Here is a 15,522-nt window from a genome sequence, read left to right as displayed (position 1 = left end):
CCACAAATAAATAGATCAATTATAATGCATAGCATGAAGGAAATCGATCATTTGGCCCTTGATGGCCATGCCCTCGAACTGTTCCTCGCCGTGCTCGAGGAGGGCTCGGTGACATCGGCCGCCACGCGTCTCGGCCTGACGCAGTCGGCGGTCAGCCACGGACTGAACAAGCTGCGGCGGATCGCCGGCGATCCACTGTTCGCGAAATCCGGCCGCGGCATCGTCGCGACCGCCCATGCCCAGGCGCTGGCCGCGAAGGCGCGCGCGCTGATCGACGAGATGCGCAGCTTCGCCGGCGGCGTCACCTTCGAACCGGCAAGCGCACAGCTTTCGCTGACGATCGCCGCCAACGATTTCCAGCGCGACCTGCTGTTGCCGCGCTTCTTCGGACATGTCGCCGCGCAAGTGAAGAGCCTGAACCTGCGCGTGATTCCATCGCAATCGCCCTCGCCGGCCATGCTGCGCGAGAATCGCTGCGACCTCCTGATCACGCCGCTGCCGCCTGTTGGCATCGACATCGTGCAGAAGCGGCTGCTGAGCGATCATTACGTCTGCTATTTCGACCACAAGGCGCGCGCCGCACCAGCGGGCCGCAGCGCCTACCTCGCCGCGCGTCACATCACCGTGGTCTACACCGATAACGAGCGGCTCGACTTCGACCGCCGGCTTGCTGCGAACGGCCTCCACCGCGACATCGCCATCTCCGTGCCGAGCTTCTCCGGTGTGCCGTCCTTCCTGCGCGGCTCGCAGATGCTGGCGAGCATGCCGAGTCTGCTCGCATCCGCCGTCATGCGTGGCTTCGCACATGCGCGGATTCCGCTGGCCTCACGCACGCGGACGCTGGCCGAACTGCCGATGTTCATGGTCTGGCACCAGCGCTATCAGAAGGACCCTGCGCATCGCTGGATCAGGAGCCAGCTCGAGACGGTCGCAGCGACGGCCGCTGGCGGCTGAACCGGGACTCGGCAAAGGCTGCGGCCGATCCGGCCACACGGGCGATGTCCTGTCCTGCCCGAAACCCACTGGTTGCGCGCGGGCGGCCACGCTAGAATTGGCCTATGACAGTGACCGACATTGCGAGCCGAACCTACAATCACAGCTGGCGGCTGGATCCCATCATCCGCAGCCTGCTCGATACCGACTTCTATAAGCTATTGATGTTGAATATGATTCGGGATGACTATCCGGATCAACAGGTCACCTTTTCGGTCATCAACCGCTCGCGCCATGTCCGCCTCGCCGAGATCATCGACGAGGGCGAGCTCCGCGCCCAGCTCGACCACGCCAGGACCATTCGCTTCTCCAAGAAGGAGCTGATCTGGCTCGCCGGTAACACCTTCTACGGCAAGACCCACATGTTTTCAGCGGACTTCATCCGCTGGCTCGCCGAATTCCGCCTTCCCGAATACGAGCTGCGCAAGGTCGAGGGCCAGTACGAGCTGCATTTCCACGGGCCGTGGACCCACACCACGATGTGGGAGATTCCGGCGCTCGCCATCCTCAACGAATTGCGCTCACGTTCGGCGATGAAGGGCCGCGGCCGCTTCGAGCTCGACGTGCTCTATGCCCGCGCCAAGGCCAAGCTGTGGACCAAGGTGGAGCGGCTGCGCAAACTGGAGAATTTGCGGTTGTCCGACTTCGGCACCCGCCGCCGCCACGGCTTTCTCTGGCAGCGCTGGTGTGTGGAAGCCGTGAAGGAAGGCCTTGGCCCGTCCTTCATCGGCACCTCCAACGTGCTGCTTGCGATGGACAACGATCTCGAAGCGATCGGCACCAATGCGCACGAGCTGCCGATGGTCGCGGCTGCGCTCGCGAGGGACGACGAGGAATTGCGCTGGGCGCCCTATCGCATCCTCGATCAGTGGCGCCAGACCTATGGCGGCAATCTGCTGATCGCGCTGCCGGACGCCTTCGGCACCAAGGCTTTCCTGCGCGATGCGCCGGAATGGGTGGCTGACTGGACCGGCTTCCGCCCCGACAGCGCGCCGCCGATCCAGGCCGGCGAGGAGATCGTTGCCTGGTGGCAAAAGAAAGGTCGCAATCCCAAGGACAAGCTGCTCGTGTTCTCCGACGCGATGGATGTCGGCTCGATCGAACAGACCTACCACCATTTCGCAGGCCGCGTGCGACTCTCGTTCGGCTGGGGGACCAACCTCACCAACGACTTCGTCGGCTGCGCGCCGGACGGCTCGTTCAATCTCGATCCCATCTCGCTGGTCTGCAAGGTGTCGTCGGTCGATGGCCGTCCGGCCGTCAAGCTCTCCGACAATCCGGAGAAGGCGACCGGCATGCCCTCGGAGATCGAGCGGTACTTGCGCGTGTTCGGCGATGCCGGCCGCGTGCGCCAGCCGGTGCTGGTTTAGCCGCAAGCCCAATCCTCTCGATCGCGTAAATCGCAAAGGTCGGATTCGCCGCATGGGCGCGCCGGTTCCGGCTGAGTCGCATTTGCTGCGATCTGCGCGCATCTGCTTCATGGCGCGTTCACCCTGCGCCACGGTCGCTCGACCATCTCTGGTCGAGTTAAGCAGCGTTTCAACCAGGTTCGCGTTATGAGCGGAACGCTCCGCTGGGATCGTTGAGTGATTTGGGGAACGCAGGGTGTTTCGCAGAACAACAACGTCGGCGAAGGAACGCAGCTTCCTTCACGTGATCAAGCTTGTCTCGCCGTTCGTGATGGTCGTCGTGCTCCAGGCGGCGATCGCCGGATTCAGCCTGGAGGTGATGTCATCGGTTCGCGCCTATGTCGCAGGCGAGGCGATGTGGTCGCGCTCACAGAAGAACGCGGTCTACTTCCTCAATCTTTATCTGCATTCGGGCGATGCCAAGCAGTTCGCACGATACCGGACCTCGCTCGCCGTCCCCATCGGCGACGAATATGCAAGATGGGCGCTCGAGGGCGATCCGGTCGACGTCGAGCTCGCCCGCGTCGGCTTCCTGCAAGGCGGCAACCACCCGGACGATGTTCCAGGCCTGATCTGGCTGTTCTGCTATTTCAATCAGGTCAACTTTCTCAAGGAAGCGATTCGGGAGTGGGCTGCCACCGATCCGGTGCTGCTGGAGCTCAGCGTCTTCGGCGAAGTCATCCGGAGTGAACTGAAGGACGGCCCCGTCGGGGACAGCAAGCGCCTGCAACTGCTGTCGTCGCGGCTTTCGGAGCTGAACAGGCAATTCACGGGACATGCCGAGCGGTTCTCGACCGTCCTCGGCGAAGGCTCCCGAACCATCAAACTGACGCTGACATGGCTGAACATCGCGACCGCGGCGACCTTGATCTTGCTCCTGATCTGGCACACACGGCGACTGGTGCTGCAAAGGCTGGCTTTCGAGGACGCGTTGCATGCGGAGAAGGATCGCCTCGCCTTTCAGGCCTCGCATGACTGGCTGACCGGAATCGCCAACCGGCGTGCCTTCGAAGCCCGCCTGCAAATTGAGCTCGATGGTCGCGGTGAAGACTCGCTCGGCCTGATCCTGCTCGACCTCGACCAATTCAAGACCGTCAACGACAGCTGCGGTCATCTCGCCGGCGACCGGCTGCTGCGCGAGGTCGCGCAATTTTTGCAGCAGGACCGGCGGCCGCGCGATCTGGTCGCCCGGCTCGGCGGTGACGAATTCGGCCTGATCCTGCCGCAATGTCCGTCATACGATGCCGTCGATATTGCCGAGCGCCTGCGGCGGTCGCTCGAACTGTTCAGCTTCGCCTGGGACGATCGCTGCTTTGCTGTGACCGGCAGCATCGGCGTCACCTGCATTTCCGACGGCAATATCACACTCGAAGAAGCGATGCGCCGGGCGGATGCCGCCTGCTATCGCGCCAAGGAAAAGGGGCGCAACCGGGTTCAAGTCGACAACGGGAAACCGGACGTCGTTCTCGCCGCCGCAAGGCCGCGCGAAGCCGCCCGCGCGTGACGGCGACGAAATGAATCTCGCTGTCCGCGGTCGAGAGCATTGCGACCGCCCTTTGGCCGCGGGCCGCCTCGGTCGCCGCGTCGATCCCCGACCAGCGCAAGGGCGAGTGCATCGTACTGCTGACGACGGAAAAGAACGCCGAGCGCAGTGTGATGCAAGCCCAAGCCAAATCGATCGGCGTCTCCGAGCTGACCGTGCCCGTAACGATCATCATCGTCGACAAGGTGCCGCTGCTCGGCACCGGCAAGACCGATTGCGTCACGGCAACGGCGATGGCCCGCGAGCAGGCGGCTTCGCCGGAGCGCGAGGTTGGGTAACGGTGAACCAGGCTGTCGCACCGGCGTATACGCACGATGCGGCGGCGTGGAGCTGCTGAGAGTGACCTCAAGAGCCGGCTTCGCCGCGCCGCTCCTGCGCGTACCGAACCAGCGCTGCGAAACGATAGATGCCGTGCACGAACTTGCCGTAGGGCATGGTGATGAACAGCGCGAAGACTGCACCGAGATGCAGCGCCAGCAGCGGCCCCATGATGGCGGTCTCGCGCAAGATGAGAAGCAGCATGCCGGTGAGGCCGGTGAGGAACAGCATGGCGATGAAGCCGACATCCATGCCGTAGCTGATCTCGTCAAGCAGTGCCGGATCGCGTCGCATCTTCGCCACGAACAGGCCGATCGGACCGACCATGAGACCGACGCCGCCGAGCGTGCCAAGCACGACCGGCAGATCCCACCACGGATACGGCGCCTCGCGGCCGAGCAGGTAATGATAGAGCGTAGCCACCGAAGTTGCGGCAAAGCACAGCAGGAATCCGTAGAACGTCAGGTGATGGAAAAGCTTGCGCCTGTCAGTCGGCTTGTCGTCCTCATTGTAACAACCGACGCCGCCGCCATGCAGATAGCGCAGTTCGCCGGCATCGCGGATCGCCTGGAAGATCGAGCCGCCGTCGGCGTGCCCACCGATCGGCGTACCGATGTCACGCCAGAACGCGCGCACGCTCATCACCAGCACGAAGATCGCGTAGAGAAACGCAGCGCTGAACAGCGCAGCCATCGCATTATGCGGCATCAGCTTGTAGAAAGCGCCGGGGCCGGTATGTGCACCCAACAACACGCCACGGTCGTTCAGCGCGGCGAAGCCCAGGATGAAGGCTGCCATGCTGAGCGCGGCGACAATGCTGATGACCAGCCCGTTGCGCGCGAAGGCGCCTGACAGCGCCTTTGGCCAGGCATAGGACGCATACGACTCGGCGCGCGCGACCGCGAGCGTCTTCGGAACATTCACGTTGAATTCGTGAGGCGGCGAGAATTGGCAATCGACGTAACAAGCGCCGCAGGCATGGCAGAGATTGGCGAGATAGTTGAGATCGCCATCGGAGAAAGCGCGACGCATCTCCATGGCCGGAAACACCGCGCAAAGACCCTCGCAATAGCGGCAGGAATTACAGACCGTCATCAGACGGTCGGCTTCGTCGAGGATCCTAGTTCCGTGCATGTTTCGCCGCTTCCCGTCCTGCGATCCGCCCGAACACACTGCCGATGGTCATGCCCATGCCGGCGGCATAGCCCTTGCCGAGCACGTTGCCAGCCATGATCTCGCCGGCCGCGAACATGTTGGCCGATAGCTTGCCGTCCGCCATCAACATCCGCGCTTCCTTGTTCACGCGCGTACCGAGATAGGTAAAGGTGATGCCCGGCCGCACCGGATAGGCCAGATATGGCGGCGTCTCGATCTTGCGCGCCCAGTGCGTCTTCGGCGGCGTGATGCCTTCGGTGCGACAATCGTCGAGGATGGTGTGATCGAACGTGCCCGGCCGTACCGCGGCGTTGAACTCGGTGATGGTCTTTTCCAGGGCCGCCGGATCGAGTTCGAGTTTGCCGGCAAGCTCAGCGATGGTCTGCCCGGCAATCGGCGGAAACAGCGTCGGCATGAAGCTGGTGACGACGGTCGAGTCGAAGATGATGTAGGCGATCTGGTCGGGCTGCGCCGCGACCAGCCGGCCCCAGATCGCATAACGCTTCGGCCAGATATCCTCGCCCTCGTCGTAGAAGCGCTGGGCGTGCTTGTTGACGACGATACCGAACACCACGGAATCGTGGCGCGTGATGATGCCGCCGTCGAATTTCGGCGCGCGGGCGTCGATCGCGACCGCGTGGCACTGGGTCGGGTCGCCGACCTCCTGTACGCCTTTGTCGAGCAGCATCTTTAGGATCGACCCGCGATTATAGGGCGTGCCGCGGATCAGGAAATTGTCGGCAGCCTCGCCCCAATATCGCTTGAGCCATTCGATGTTGGCCTCGAACCCGCCGGCCGCGGCGACCAGCGAAGTCGCGCGAATCTCGGTCTCGCCATTGATCGGCCGCTCGAGTCGCGCGGCGAGGAACATGCCGTTCTCGACAACGAGCTCGGTCACCTTGGCATCGTATTCGACATCCACGCCGAGGCGCTCGGCGGTCAGATACAGCGCATTGAGCATCGCACGGCCGCCGCCGAGGAAGAAGGAGTTGGTGCGGCCGAGACTCAACGTGCCGCCGAGCGAGGGCTGCCAGCGAACGCCCTGCTCCATGATCCAGTTCAGGATCTCCTTGGACTCGCGGATCATGTGGCGGGCAAGCACCTCATCGGTCTGCCCGCCAGTGACGCGGAGCAGGTCCTCCCAGAACTCCTCCTCGGTGTAAGGACCGGTGAGGATTTCGGTGGCGGCGTCATGGGCGCAGCGCATGTTGCGGGTGTGGCGCGTGTTGCCGCCGCGATAGAATTTCGGCGCGCCTTCGAGCACAAGCACTGAAGCGCCGCCCCGTCGGGCGCTGATCGCCGCGCACAGAGCGGCGTTCCCGCCGCCGATCACCAGCACGTCGTATTTGCTTCTCATGCCGTCTGTCCGTTACGACGAAGTCGGAGACATTCTTCCCCGCCAGCGGCCGGCGTCAACCAGCTTCGCTGTTGCGTACTATTGTATACAAAGATATACAGATACGGCGCAAGCGGCATCTCTACATGGGCAGGATGCGTCGAGGGACCATGGCCAGACGTCCGGCAAAGAGAGGCGGATCAATCACTCGCGGCGGCGGTGTCGCGCTGGGCGAGGCGGTGTTTCGCTCGCTCTGCGAGGCGCTTCAGGCCGGCAGCTACCGCGCGGGCGACCGCCTGCGCGAGGAGGAAGTCGCCCAGCGACTGAGGGTCAGCCGCACGCCGGTGCGGGAGGCGCTGGGCCGGCTCGCGGCGCGAGGCTTCGTCGAGCCCGCCGGCGGCCGCGGATTGATCGTCCGCAGCCTCGACATCTCGGAGGTGCTCGAGCTCTATGCGATGCGCGAGATCTTGGAAGGCGCCGCCGCGCGTCTTGCCGCCGAGCATGCCTCTGCCCCCGAGATCGAGGCGCTTGGGGATATCGAACAGGCATTCGCGGAAGCATCCGAGACCGATGCCACCGAGATGGCAAAGCTCAACCGCGCATTCCACGAAACAATCTGCCGTGCCGCCCGCAATCGCTATCTCGACAACGCCTCGAGCGAATTGCAGGACTGGATCGCCCTGCTCGGCCCGACCACCTTCACCGTGACGGGCCGCCCCTTAACCAGCCACGGCGAGCACCATGCCATCATCGAGGCGATCGCCGCGCGCGACGGCGACAAGGCTGAACGACTCGCGCGCGCACACATCCGCGAGGCGCTGCGCTGCCGGCTCAAGCTGCTGCAGAAGCAGTAGGACGTGCGCTCATGAACGTCAACTTCCGCGGGTCAAGCGGAAGTCGCTCCGTTTGGTCGGCATCGACTGCTTATGTGAAGAGTTTCGGATGCCGGCCCAATGATTGAGAGTGCCGCGGGCCGGCGTCCGAAAGCCTCCAAGGGAGGAAACCGCGGGAGGGGATACGTTGGTGGTCACCATGTTCGGACAACTCAAGTACCCGGCATTCGCCTGCCATGCTTATTGGGCGAGCGCGCCGCGCTGCTCCGATGGTCCCGGGTTGAGAATCGCGCCATTGACTTTGCCAACACCGTCGCGAGTAAAGGCAATCCGCGTATGGTCGCCGCCCTGAACGTAGAATTCATCCCTCGAAAGAACCGCCATGGGCGTCGGTTGGCCCCTGTCAAAATCAAGTATCGACCAGCCACCTATTGCTTCAACGACCAATTGGCCATTCGCGAGACGGACTCGGAGCTGGACGCTGTGTGCGGGGACCGCCTCCCGGGTAAAGCTGACGATGAACGGATCACTCCGCTTTTGGCGAATGATCTTGAGCTCGATCCCCGTATAGGCCGGACCTGAAATTCGGTGAAGTGCTGCTTCCAGGGTGACACCCCTGATCGATGCTCCGCCGACAGCCGTGATGAGGTCTCCTGCGAGGACGCCCGCCTTCGCGGCGGGGCCTGCGTCGGCCAATTTGATCACCCTTAGGCCGCCTGTTTCCGCGGTAACGGACTCGAACCCGATCCAGCCGTTACCGTCGGCGACCAAGATCTGCCTATCCAGCGAACTTGTCGACCCGCCGAAATCGTAGCGCCCGACATATTCGGCGAGGTTTTCGGAATTTTCTTGCGCTGACGCGACGGGAATAGAGGCTTCAGGAACCTTCAACGCCGTGTACGGCAGACGCCGGATGGCATTGAAATAGAATCCGTTCTCACTGTACTGGCTTCGCTGCATCATCATGACGAGGATCAGCTTCTGCGCCGGGTCGACCGAGAAGAACGTGCCCCAGCTTCCCTGCCAGTTGAAGCTGCCAACCGCGCCGGGAATCACGCTGAAGTCCGGATCGGTGCGGACAGCGAAACCGAGCCCCCATCCCGTTCCGAAAGCCGGGCCGACCTCGTGTCCTGCGATGTGCATGTCGGGCGGCAGCGAGTTCGTCGTCATCAGCCCGACGGTTTCAGGTTTCAGGATGCGCACGCCGTCAAGTTCGCCGCCGTTGAGCAGCATCTGGCAGAAGCGCAGAAAATCAGGAACCGTGGAGACGATGCCTCCGCCGCCCGAGAAGAACGTCTGCGGCTTGCCGACATCGCCATCCGAAAGGGGTTGGGGCTGCGCGCCCGGCAAGGCGACGAGACGGGCAAGCTTGTCCTGCGGTACCGAGAAGCCGCTATCGACCATGCGCAGCGGCGCGAAGAGGCGGCTTTGGAGAAACTGATCGAAGGGCTGGCCCGACACGACTTCGATGACTCGGCCGAGCACGTCGTAGCCGATGGCATATTCCCAGACTTCGCCCGGCTGGTGCAGAAGCGGGAGTGTGCCGAGGCTCGTGACGAAAGCGCCGACGGGCTTGTCGTGCCGAAGCGGAGCTCTGGCGCCGTAAAGCAAATGTACCGCCGCATTTCCAAATCCGGGATCGGCGTAATCCTCCATGGGGTAAACAAGACCGGACGTGTTGCGCAGAAGGTCCCGGATGGTCATCGCGCGCTTCGCCGGTTCAAAAACCTTCTGCGCAAGATCCAGAAGGATCGGATCGCCGGTGGCCGGATCCTTCTTGACGACCCGCATGTCCTTGAGTTCCGGCAGGTACTGCGCCACGGGAGCATCGAGGTCGAGCTTGCCTTCATCGACCAGCATCATGGTGGCGACGCTGGTGATCTGCTTGGACATCGATCCGATGCGAAAGATCGAATCCGGCCGCATCGGCGTTTTCCTGTCATGGTCCTCGAAGCCGGTGGCCTGCAAATAGGCGAGCTTGCCGCGCCGGGCTAACCCCACGACAAAACCGGAGGGATCGCCTTTTTCGCTCTGCGCCTCGAACCAGGAGGTCATGCGCGCCAAGCGCCGCGCCGAAAAGCCGAGACTGTCGGGATCGCCGACGGTCTGCAAATCGTCGGCGAGCGCAGTACCCGCCAGACAGACCATGATTGCAGCCATGCACGATGCCTGGATTATCTTCATTGGGAGACCCTTCAGACGATCCTAAACCGGGATGATCAGAGCGAAGAGCTCGGACGCACGTCACAACCTGAGGTATAGTCAGACGCTCACGTCAACGCAATGCCACTTCCGGATTGTGCTGTAGCCGACCTTGGTACACTGCCCGCCCACCGTCAGCATTTGTGAACAGGAGCGGACCTCCGCCGAAACACGAGCGACGGTGATACCGGTGCGCGTGAAACATGCGGCCTGCTATTGCAAAAGCCCGGAGGGAGCGGTCAGCGTGGCGATTGCCGGAAATATCGCCAGGCGCCGCACGCCGATCTCTCGCTTTGCCTCAAGGGCCGTCAGGCAATCACGTCCGCCACGACCGCCTTCACGACATCCCGCACATCGGCAGGCTTCATCCGCACCTGCAGGCCCCGCTGGCCGCCATTGAGATAAACCAGCTCATGCGCAAGCGCGCTCTGCTCGATCACGGTGCGGACCAGCTTGCGCTGCGCGAACGGGCTGATGCCGCCGACCTTGTAGCCGGTCAGGCGCTCGGCCTCAGGCGGCTTCATCATCTGTGCCGACTTTCCGCTCGCGGCAGCGGCGAGCTTCTTCATCGAGACCTCCTGGTCGGACGGGACGATCACGCAGACCGGCTTGCCGTCCACGAGCGCCATCAGCGTTTTGAGGACGCGCGCCGGATCTTCGCCGAGGGCCGCCGCCGCCTGCAGGCCGACGCTTTCGGCATCGGGATCGTAGTCGTAGGTGTGGACGCTGAAGGCGACACCGGCGGACGTGAGCGCGCGGGTGGCAGGGGTGACTTTGGACATGGCTAGGTTTACCGCCATCGCCACGAGCGGCGAAACCGGGCGTTGTTGGTGATCATGTACCAATACAGGTGTTTTGCCCGACGCCGCAAGGAATTTTCGGCGATACCGAAAATTCCTCAAGACTTTCAACCCCAATTCTACTGTGCATGGGGTTGTTTTACGCGGATTGTTACTCCGCCGCGTCCCGCATCTCCGCGCGTTCGGCGCGCGCGGCGCAGAACTTGAACTCCGGGATCTTGCCGAACGGATCGAGCGCCGGGTTGGTCAGCAGGTTCGCCGCCGCCTCCGCGTAGCAGAACGGCATGAACACCATGTTTTCCGGCACGTCACGGTCGGAGCGGACCTTGACCTCGATGGCGCCGCGGCGGGTCTCGAGGCGGATGAAATCGCCGGGCACCAGCTTCTTCCTGCGCATGTCCTTCGGCGACATGAACGCAACCGCCTCCGGCTCGATCTGGTCCAGCACCTGCGCGCGTCGCGTCATCGAGCCGGTGTGCCAGTGCTCCAGCACGCGGCCGGTCGAGAGCACCATCGGATATTCGTCGTCGGGCACTTCGTCCGGCGGAATGACATGGGCCGGCACGATCTTGCCGCGGCCGCTTGCGGTCGGGAATCCCGTCGTGAAGATGATCTCGTTGCCGGGCTTGTTCGGATCATCGGCCGGATAGGTCACGGCGCCTTCACGCACCAGTCGTTCCCAGCTGATGTTCTTCAGCGACGGCATCAGCTCGGCCATCTCGGTGTAGACATCGCCCGGACCGGCATAATTCCACGGCAGCCCCATGCGCTTGCCGATCTCCTGGATGATCCAGAGATCCTGCCGCGCATCGCCGGGCGGCTTGATGACCTGACGCGCGAGCTGCACGCGGCGGTCGGTGTTGGTGAAGGAGCCGTCCTTCTCGGCAAAGGCCGAGGCCGGCAGGATCACATCGGCGTGGAACGCGGTCTCCGTGACGAAGAGATCCTGCACCACGAGATGATCGAGCATCGCGAGCGCCTGGCGCGCATGCTGCAGATCGGGATCGGACATCGCAGGGTTCTCACCCTCGATATACATGCCGTTGATCTCGCCGGCATGGATCGCATTCATGATCTCGACCACGGTGAGACCACGGACAGGATCGAGGTCCTGCTGCCACAGCTTCTCGAAGGCACCGCGCATGTCGTCGCGGCCGACCGGCTGATAGTCCGGCAGGAACATCGGGATCAGGCCGGCGTCGGAGGCGCCTTGCACGTTGTTCTGGCCGCGCAGCGGATGCAGGCCGGTGCCGGGACGGCCGACCTGGCCGGTGATCAGCGCCAGCGCAATCAGGCAGCGCGCATTGTCGGTGCCGTGGACGTGCTGGCTGATCCCCATGCCCCAGAAGATGATCGACGATTTCGCGCGGGCGTAGGTGCGGGCGACTTCGCGCAGGGTCTGCGCGGGGATGCCGCAGATCGCCTCCATCTTCTCCGGCGTGAACTCCTTGATCTTCTCCTTGAGGTCCTCGAACCCTTCGGTGTAGCCGGCGATGTACTGGTCGTCGGTCAGGCCCTCGGTGATGATCGTGTTGATCATCGCGTTCAACATGGCGACGTCGGAGCCGGGCTTGAACTGCAGATGCTTGGTCGCATGACGCGACAGCGCCTGCCGGCGCGGATCCATCACGAACAGTTTGGCGCCGTTCTGCTTGACCGCGTTCTTGATGAAGGTCGCCGCGACCGGATGGTTCACGGTCGGGTTGGCGCCGATCACCCAGATCACCTCGGCATCCATCGCCGCCGAGAACGGCGCCGACACCGCGCCCGAGCTCAGACCTTCGAACAGCGCCGCCACCGACGAGGCGTGGCACAGCCGGGTGCAATGGTCGACATTGTTCGAGCCGAAACCGGTGCGCACCAGCTTCTGGAACAGATAGGCCTCTTCGTTCGAGCCCTTGGCCGAGCCGAAACCGGCGAGCGCCTTTACACCCTTCTCGTCACGGATCTTGACGAGACCTTTGGCGGCGATGTCGAGCGCTTCATCCCAGCTCGCTTCACGAAAATGCGTGAAGGGATTGGCCGGATCGACCTGGTCGTTGGCATCCTTCTTCGCGTTCGGCAGACGTACCAACGGCTTTGTCAGGCGATGCGGGTGGTGAATGTAGTCGAAGCCGAAGCGGCCCTTCACACAAAGACGATTGTGATTGGCGGGGCCGTCGCGGCCCTCGGCATAGATCACCTTCTCGTCCTTGACCTCGTAGGTGACCTGGCAGCCGACGCCGCAGAACGGGCAGAGCGAGTCCACCTTCCTGTCGGGGTAGGTCACGCGGGTCTGCTTGTCGTCGAGCATCACGGCCGGCATCAGCGCACCGGTCGGACAGGCCTGCACGCATTCGCCGCAGGCCACACAAGTGGACTCGCCCATGGGGTCGTCGAAGTCGAACACGATCTTGGCGCCGGCGTTCCGATAGGCCATGCCGATGACGTCATTGACCTGGACCTCGCGGCAGGCGCGCACGCAGAGACCGCACTGGATGCAGGCATCGAGATTGACCCGCATCGCCGGATGGCTGGCATCGGTCGCCCAGCGCTCGGCGGCGGGGAAGCGGCTCTCGGTGACACCAGTGGTTTCGGCCCAATGCCAGAACTTGGAATCCGGATCGTGGCTGGTTTCGCGCGCCGGCTGGTCGGCAACCAGCAGCTCCATCACCATCTTCTGCGCGGCAGTCGCGCGGGCCGACTCGGTCTTGACCTTCATGCCGACCGACGGCGTGCGCTTGCAGGACGCCGCCAGCACGCGCTCGCCCTCGATCTCGACCATGCAGGCGCGGCAATTGCCGTCGGGCCGATAGTCGGGCGCCGGCGAATAGCACAGATGCGGAATTTCGCGGCCCTGGCGTTTGGCGACCTGCCAGATCGTCTCGCCGGGCTTGGCTTCGACCTGCTTGCCGTCGAGCTCAAACGTAATCTTCGTCATTCGGCCGCTTCCTTGAACTCGTCAGGGAAATATTTGATCACGGAAGACAGCGGATTCGATGCCGCCTGTCCGAGCCCGCAGATCGAGGCATCGCGCATCGCCTGGCTCAATTCTTCCAGCAGGGCACGGTTCCAGACCGGCTTCTGCATCAGCAGCGCCGCTTTCTGGGTTCCGACGCGGCACGGCGTGCACTGGCCGCAGCTCTCGTCCTCGAAGAACTTCATCAGATTCACTGCCGCCGCGCGCACGCTGTCCTTCTGCGACAGGATCACGATCGCCGCCGAGCCGATGAAGCAGCCGTATTTCTCCAGCGTGCCGAAATCGAGCGGGATATCGTCCATCGACGCCGGCAGGATACCGCCGGACGCGCCGCCCGGCAGGTAAGCGTAGAACTGATGGCCATCGGCCATGCCGCCGCAATATTCGTCGATCAGTTCGCGCACGGTGATGCCCGCCGGCGCGAGCTTCATGCCGGGATCCTTGACGCGCCCGGAGACCGAGTAGCTGCGCAGGCCATGACGCTCGTGGCGGCCATTGCCCTTCCACCAATCCGCGCCCTTCTCGACGATGTCGCGTACCCACCACAACGTCTCGATGTTGTTGATCAAGGTCGGCAGGCCGAACAGGCCGACCTGGAACGGGTACGGCGGCTTGTGCCGGGGCAGGCCGCGCTTGCCCTCGATGCTCTCGAGCAGCGAGGACTCTTCCCCGCAGATATAGGCGCCAGCGCCGCGGCGCATGTGCAGCGTCGGGCCGCCTGCGGGCAGCTTTGCGATCTCGCGTGTCAGGATTTCGCGCGAGGCCGGATATTCGTCGCGCAGATAGATGTACACCTCGGAGGCCTGCACCACATGCGCGCCGATCAGCATGCCTTCGATAAAGCGATGCGGATCGCTTTCGAGATAGACGCGGTCCTTGAACGTGCCGGGCTCGCCCTCGTCGCCGTTGATCGCCATCAGTCGCGGACCGGGCTCCCCTAGCACCGCGCGCCATTTGCGGCCCGTCGGGAAACCGGCACCGCCGAGGCCGCGCAGGGAGGCGTCATCGAGCGCCTTCAGCAGATCGTCTTTCGAGAACTCACCCGAGCGCAGGCGGCTCAGCAGCTTGTAGCCGCCCCCGGCGACATAGCTGTCGTAATCGACATATCTGGGCAGATGCACGTGGGTGTCGCCGGCTTTCGCGGCCGCCATGACATTGACCACGGTCGCGTGGTCGACGAAGTTGTGGCCGACTTCCGCAGCCGGCCCGGTGTCACAGCGGCCAACGCACGGCGCACGCACGACACGGATGCCGGGACCGGATGCGCTCTGCAAATCCGCGAGCAGCTTTTCGCCGCCGAGCATCGCGCAAGTCAGTGAATCGCAGACGCGGATCGTCAACGGCGCGATGTCGGGCTCGCCTTCCTTCACCACGTCGAAATGCGCGTAGAAGGTCGCGGTCTCGAACACTTCGGCGAAAGCGAGCTTCATCTCGTCGGCGAGCGCGGCCAGGTGCGCGGCCGAGATCTGGTGATATTTGTCCTGGATCAGGTGGAGATATTCGATCAGCAGATCGCGCCGCCGCGGGCGATCGCCGAGCAACTGCTCGATTTCGTGCGCGGCGGTCGGATCGACCTGCCGCCCCTTGGGCGTCGGCTTGGCGCGCCGACGCCCCTCGCCCGGATGCTCGAACTCGCGAACCTGGTGCACGTCATGGCTCATCAAATGGCCTCGTTTCCTCGTAAGAGGATCGACTCGAAATATTGGCATACCAGATGCCAATAATTGAGCCTATCGGTCAACTCAAAATGCGGTCAGGGCGGGGCGCTCACGCGCTCCGCCCCGCCATGGAACCCGGTAACCACGATTTCTGCGACCTAACGAACCGAACGCCAACGGCGTCCTACCCGTTACTTGAACAGCTTCATCGCATTGTCGATGGTCTGCAACACGCCCCATAGAAGGGGAATGCCGACGAAGCCCCAAGCGAGGGCAACCTTCAGTTTCATCGAGCTGTCCTGATTTGTGGTCTGCA

General features: G+C 63.5%; 11 protein-coding genes and 1 pseudogene. 5 read left to right on the top strand and 7 right to left on the bottom strand.

Features of this window, described 5'->3' with window-relative positions:
- The first annotated feature begins 24 nt into the window (after positions 1-24).
- The 4 genes and pseudogenes from XH88_RS29200 to XH88_RS29185 form a co-directional block, all read left to right on the top strand.
- Positions 25-954 (top strand): LysR family transcriptional regulator, encoded by a 930-nt coding sequence (locus tag XH88_RS29200; RefSeq protein ID WP_271671678.1) that lies wholly within the window; start codon positions 25-27, stop codon positions 952-954.
- Between the two features lie 104 nt (positions 955-1,058).
- Entirely contained in the window at positions 1,059-2,363 is a 1,305-nt protein-coding gene (pncB, locus tag XH88_RS29195) for a nicotinate phosphoribosyltransferase (RefSeq protein ID WP_271671677.1), read from the top strand.
- Between the two features lie 235 nt (positions 2,364-2,598).
- Positions 2,599-3,906 (top strand): GGDEF domain-containing protein, encoded by a 1,308-nt coding sequence (locus XH88_RS29190; RefSeq protein WP_271671676.1) that lies wholly within the window; start codon positions 2,599-2,601, stop codon positions 3,904-3,906.
- Positions 3,878-4,223, top strand: a pseudogene (locus tag XH88_RS29185) (hypothetical protein); the annotation flags it as partial. The gene XH88_RS29190 and the pseudogene XH88_RS29185, both read left to right, overlap by 29 nt.
- A gap of 67 nt (positions 4,224-4,290) precedes the next feature.
- Here the strand turns inward: XH88_RS29185 and tcuB are convergent.
- Together tcuB and tcuA are read right to left on the bottom strand one after the other, a co-directional pair.
- Positions 4,291-5,397 (bottom strand): tricarballylate utilization 4Fe-4S protein TcuB, encoded by a 1,107-nt coding sequence (gene tcuB / locus XH88_RS29180; protein WP_271671675.1) that lies wholly within the window; start codon positions 5,395-5,397, stop codon positions 4,291-4,293.
- Complete coding sequence (gene tcuA / locus XH88_RS29175) at positions 5,384-6,775, bottom strand: FAD-dependent tricarballylate dehydrogenase TcuA (RefSeq protein WP_271671674.1); 1,392 nt, start codon at positions 6,773-6,775, stop codon at positions 5,384-5,386. The genes tcuB and tcuA overlap by 14 nt, the downstream gene beginning before the upstream one ends.
- A gap of 149 nt (positions 6,776-6,924) precedes the next feature.
- Here tcuA and XH88_RS29170 point away from each other — a divergent pair, with 149 nt between their 5' ends.
- Positions 6,925-7,608, top strand: coding sequence for a GntR family transcriptional regulator (locus XH88_RS29170; protein ID WP_271671673.1), 684 nt, complete (start codon positions 6,925-6,927; stop codon positions 7,606-7,608).
- A gap of 219 nt (positions 7,609-7,827) precedes the next feature.
- Here XH88_RS29170 and XH88_RS29165 read toward each other — a convergent pair whose 3' ends face one another.
- The 5 genes from XH88_RS29165 to XH88_RS39305 all read right to left on the bottom strand — a co-directional run bounded on the left by XH88_RS29165 (position 7,828) and on the right by XH88_RS39305 (position 15,496).
- On the bottom strand, positions 7,828-9,699 hold the full coding sequence (locus XH88_RS29165; protein WP_271671672.1) for a serine hydrolase: 1,872 nt from the start codon (positions 9,697-9,699) through the stop codon (positions 7,828-7,830).
- Between the two features lie 398 nt (positions 9,700-10,097).
- On the bottom strand, positions 10,098-10,571 hold the full coding sequence (gene ybaK / locus XH88_RS29160) for a Cys-tRNA(Pro) deacylase (RefSeq protein ID WP_271671671.1): 474 nt from the start codon (positions 10,569-10,571) through the stop codon (positions 10,098-10,100).
- A gap of 169 nt (positions 10,572-10,740) precedes the next feature.
- A complete protein-coding gene (gene fdhF, locus XH88_RS29155; RefSeq protein ID WP_271671670.1) occupies positions 10,741-13,509 on the bottom strand; it encodes a formate dehydrogenase subunit alpha in 2,769 nt (922 codons plus the stop codon).
- Positions 13,506-15,209 carry an NADH-ubiquinone oxidoreductase-F iron-sulfur binding region domain-containing protein gene (locus XH88_RS29150; protein WP_271671669.1) on the bottom strand — a complete coding sequence of 568 codons (1,704 nt, stop codon included), beginning with the start codon at positions 15,207-15,209 and terminating at the stop codon, positions 13,506-13,508. The genes fdhF and XH88_RS29150 overlap by 4 nt, the downstream gene beginning before the upstream one ends.
- A gap of 188 nt (positions 15,210-15,397) precedes the next feature.
- Positions 15,398-15,496, bottom strand: a complete 99-nt coding sequence (locus XH88_RS39305) for an MFS transporter small subunit (RefSeq protein ID WP_442868490.1) — start codon at positions 15,494-15,496, stop codon at positions 15,398-15,400.
- Positions 15,497-15,522: the final 26 nt, after the last annotated feature.

The organism is Bradyrhizobium sp. CCBAU 51627, from assembly GCF_028128765.1.
Classification (GTDB): domain Bacteria; phylum Pseudomonadota; class Alphaproteobacteria; order Rhizobiales; family Xanthobacteraceae; genus Bradyrhizobium.
Note: the sequence above shows the minus strand (reverse complement) of the source record. Positions and strands in the feature narration are given on the sequence as shown.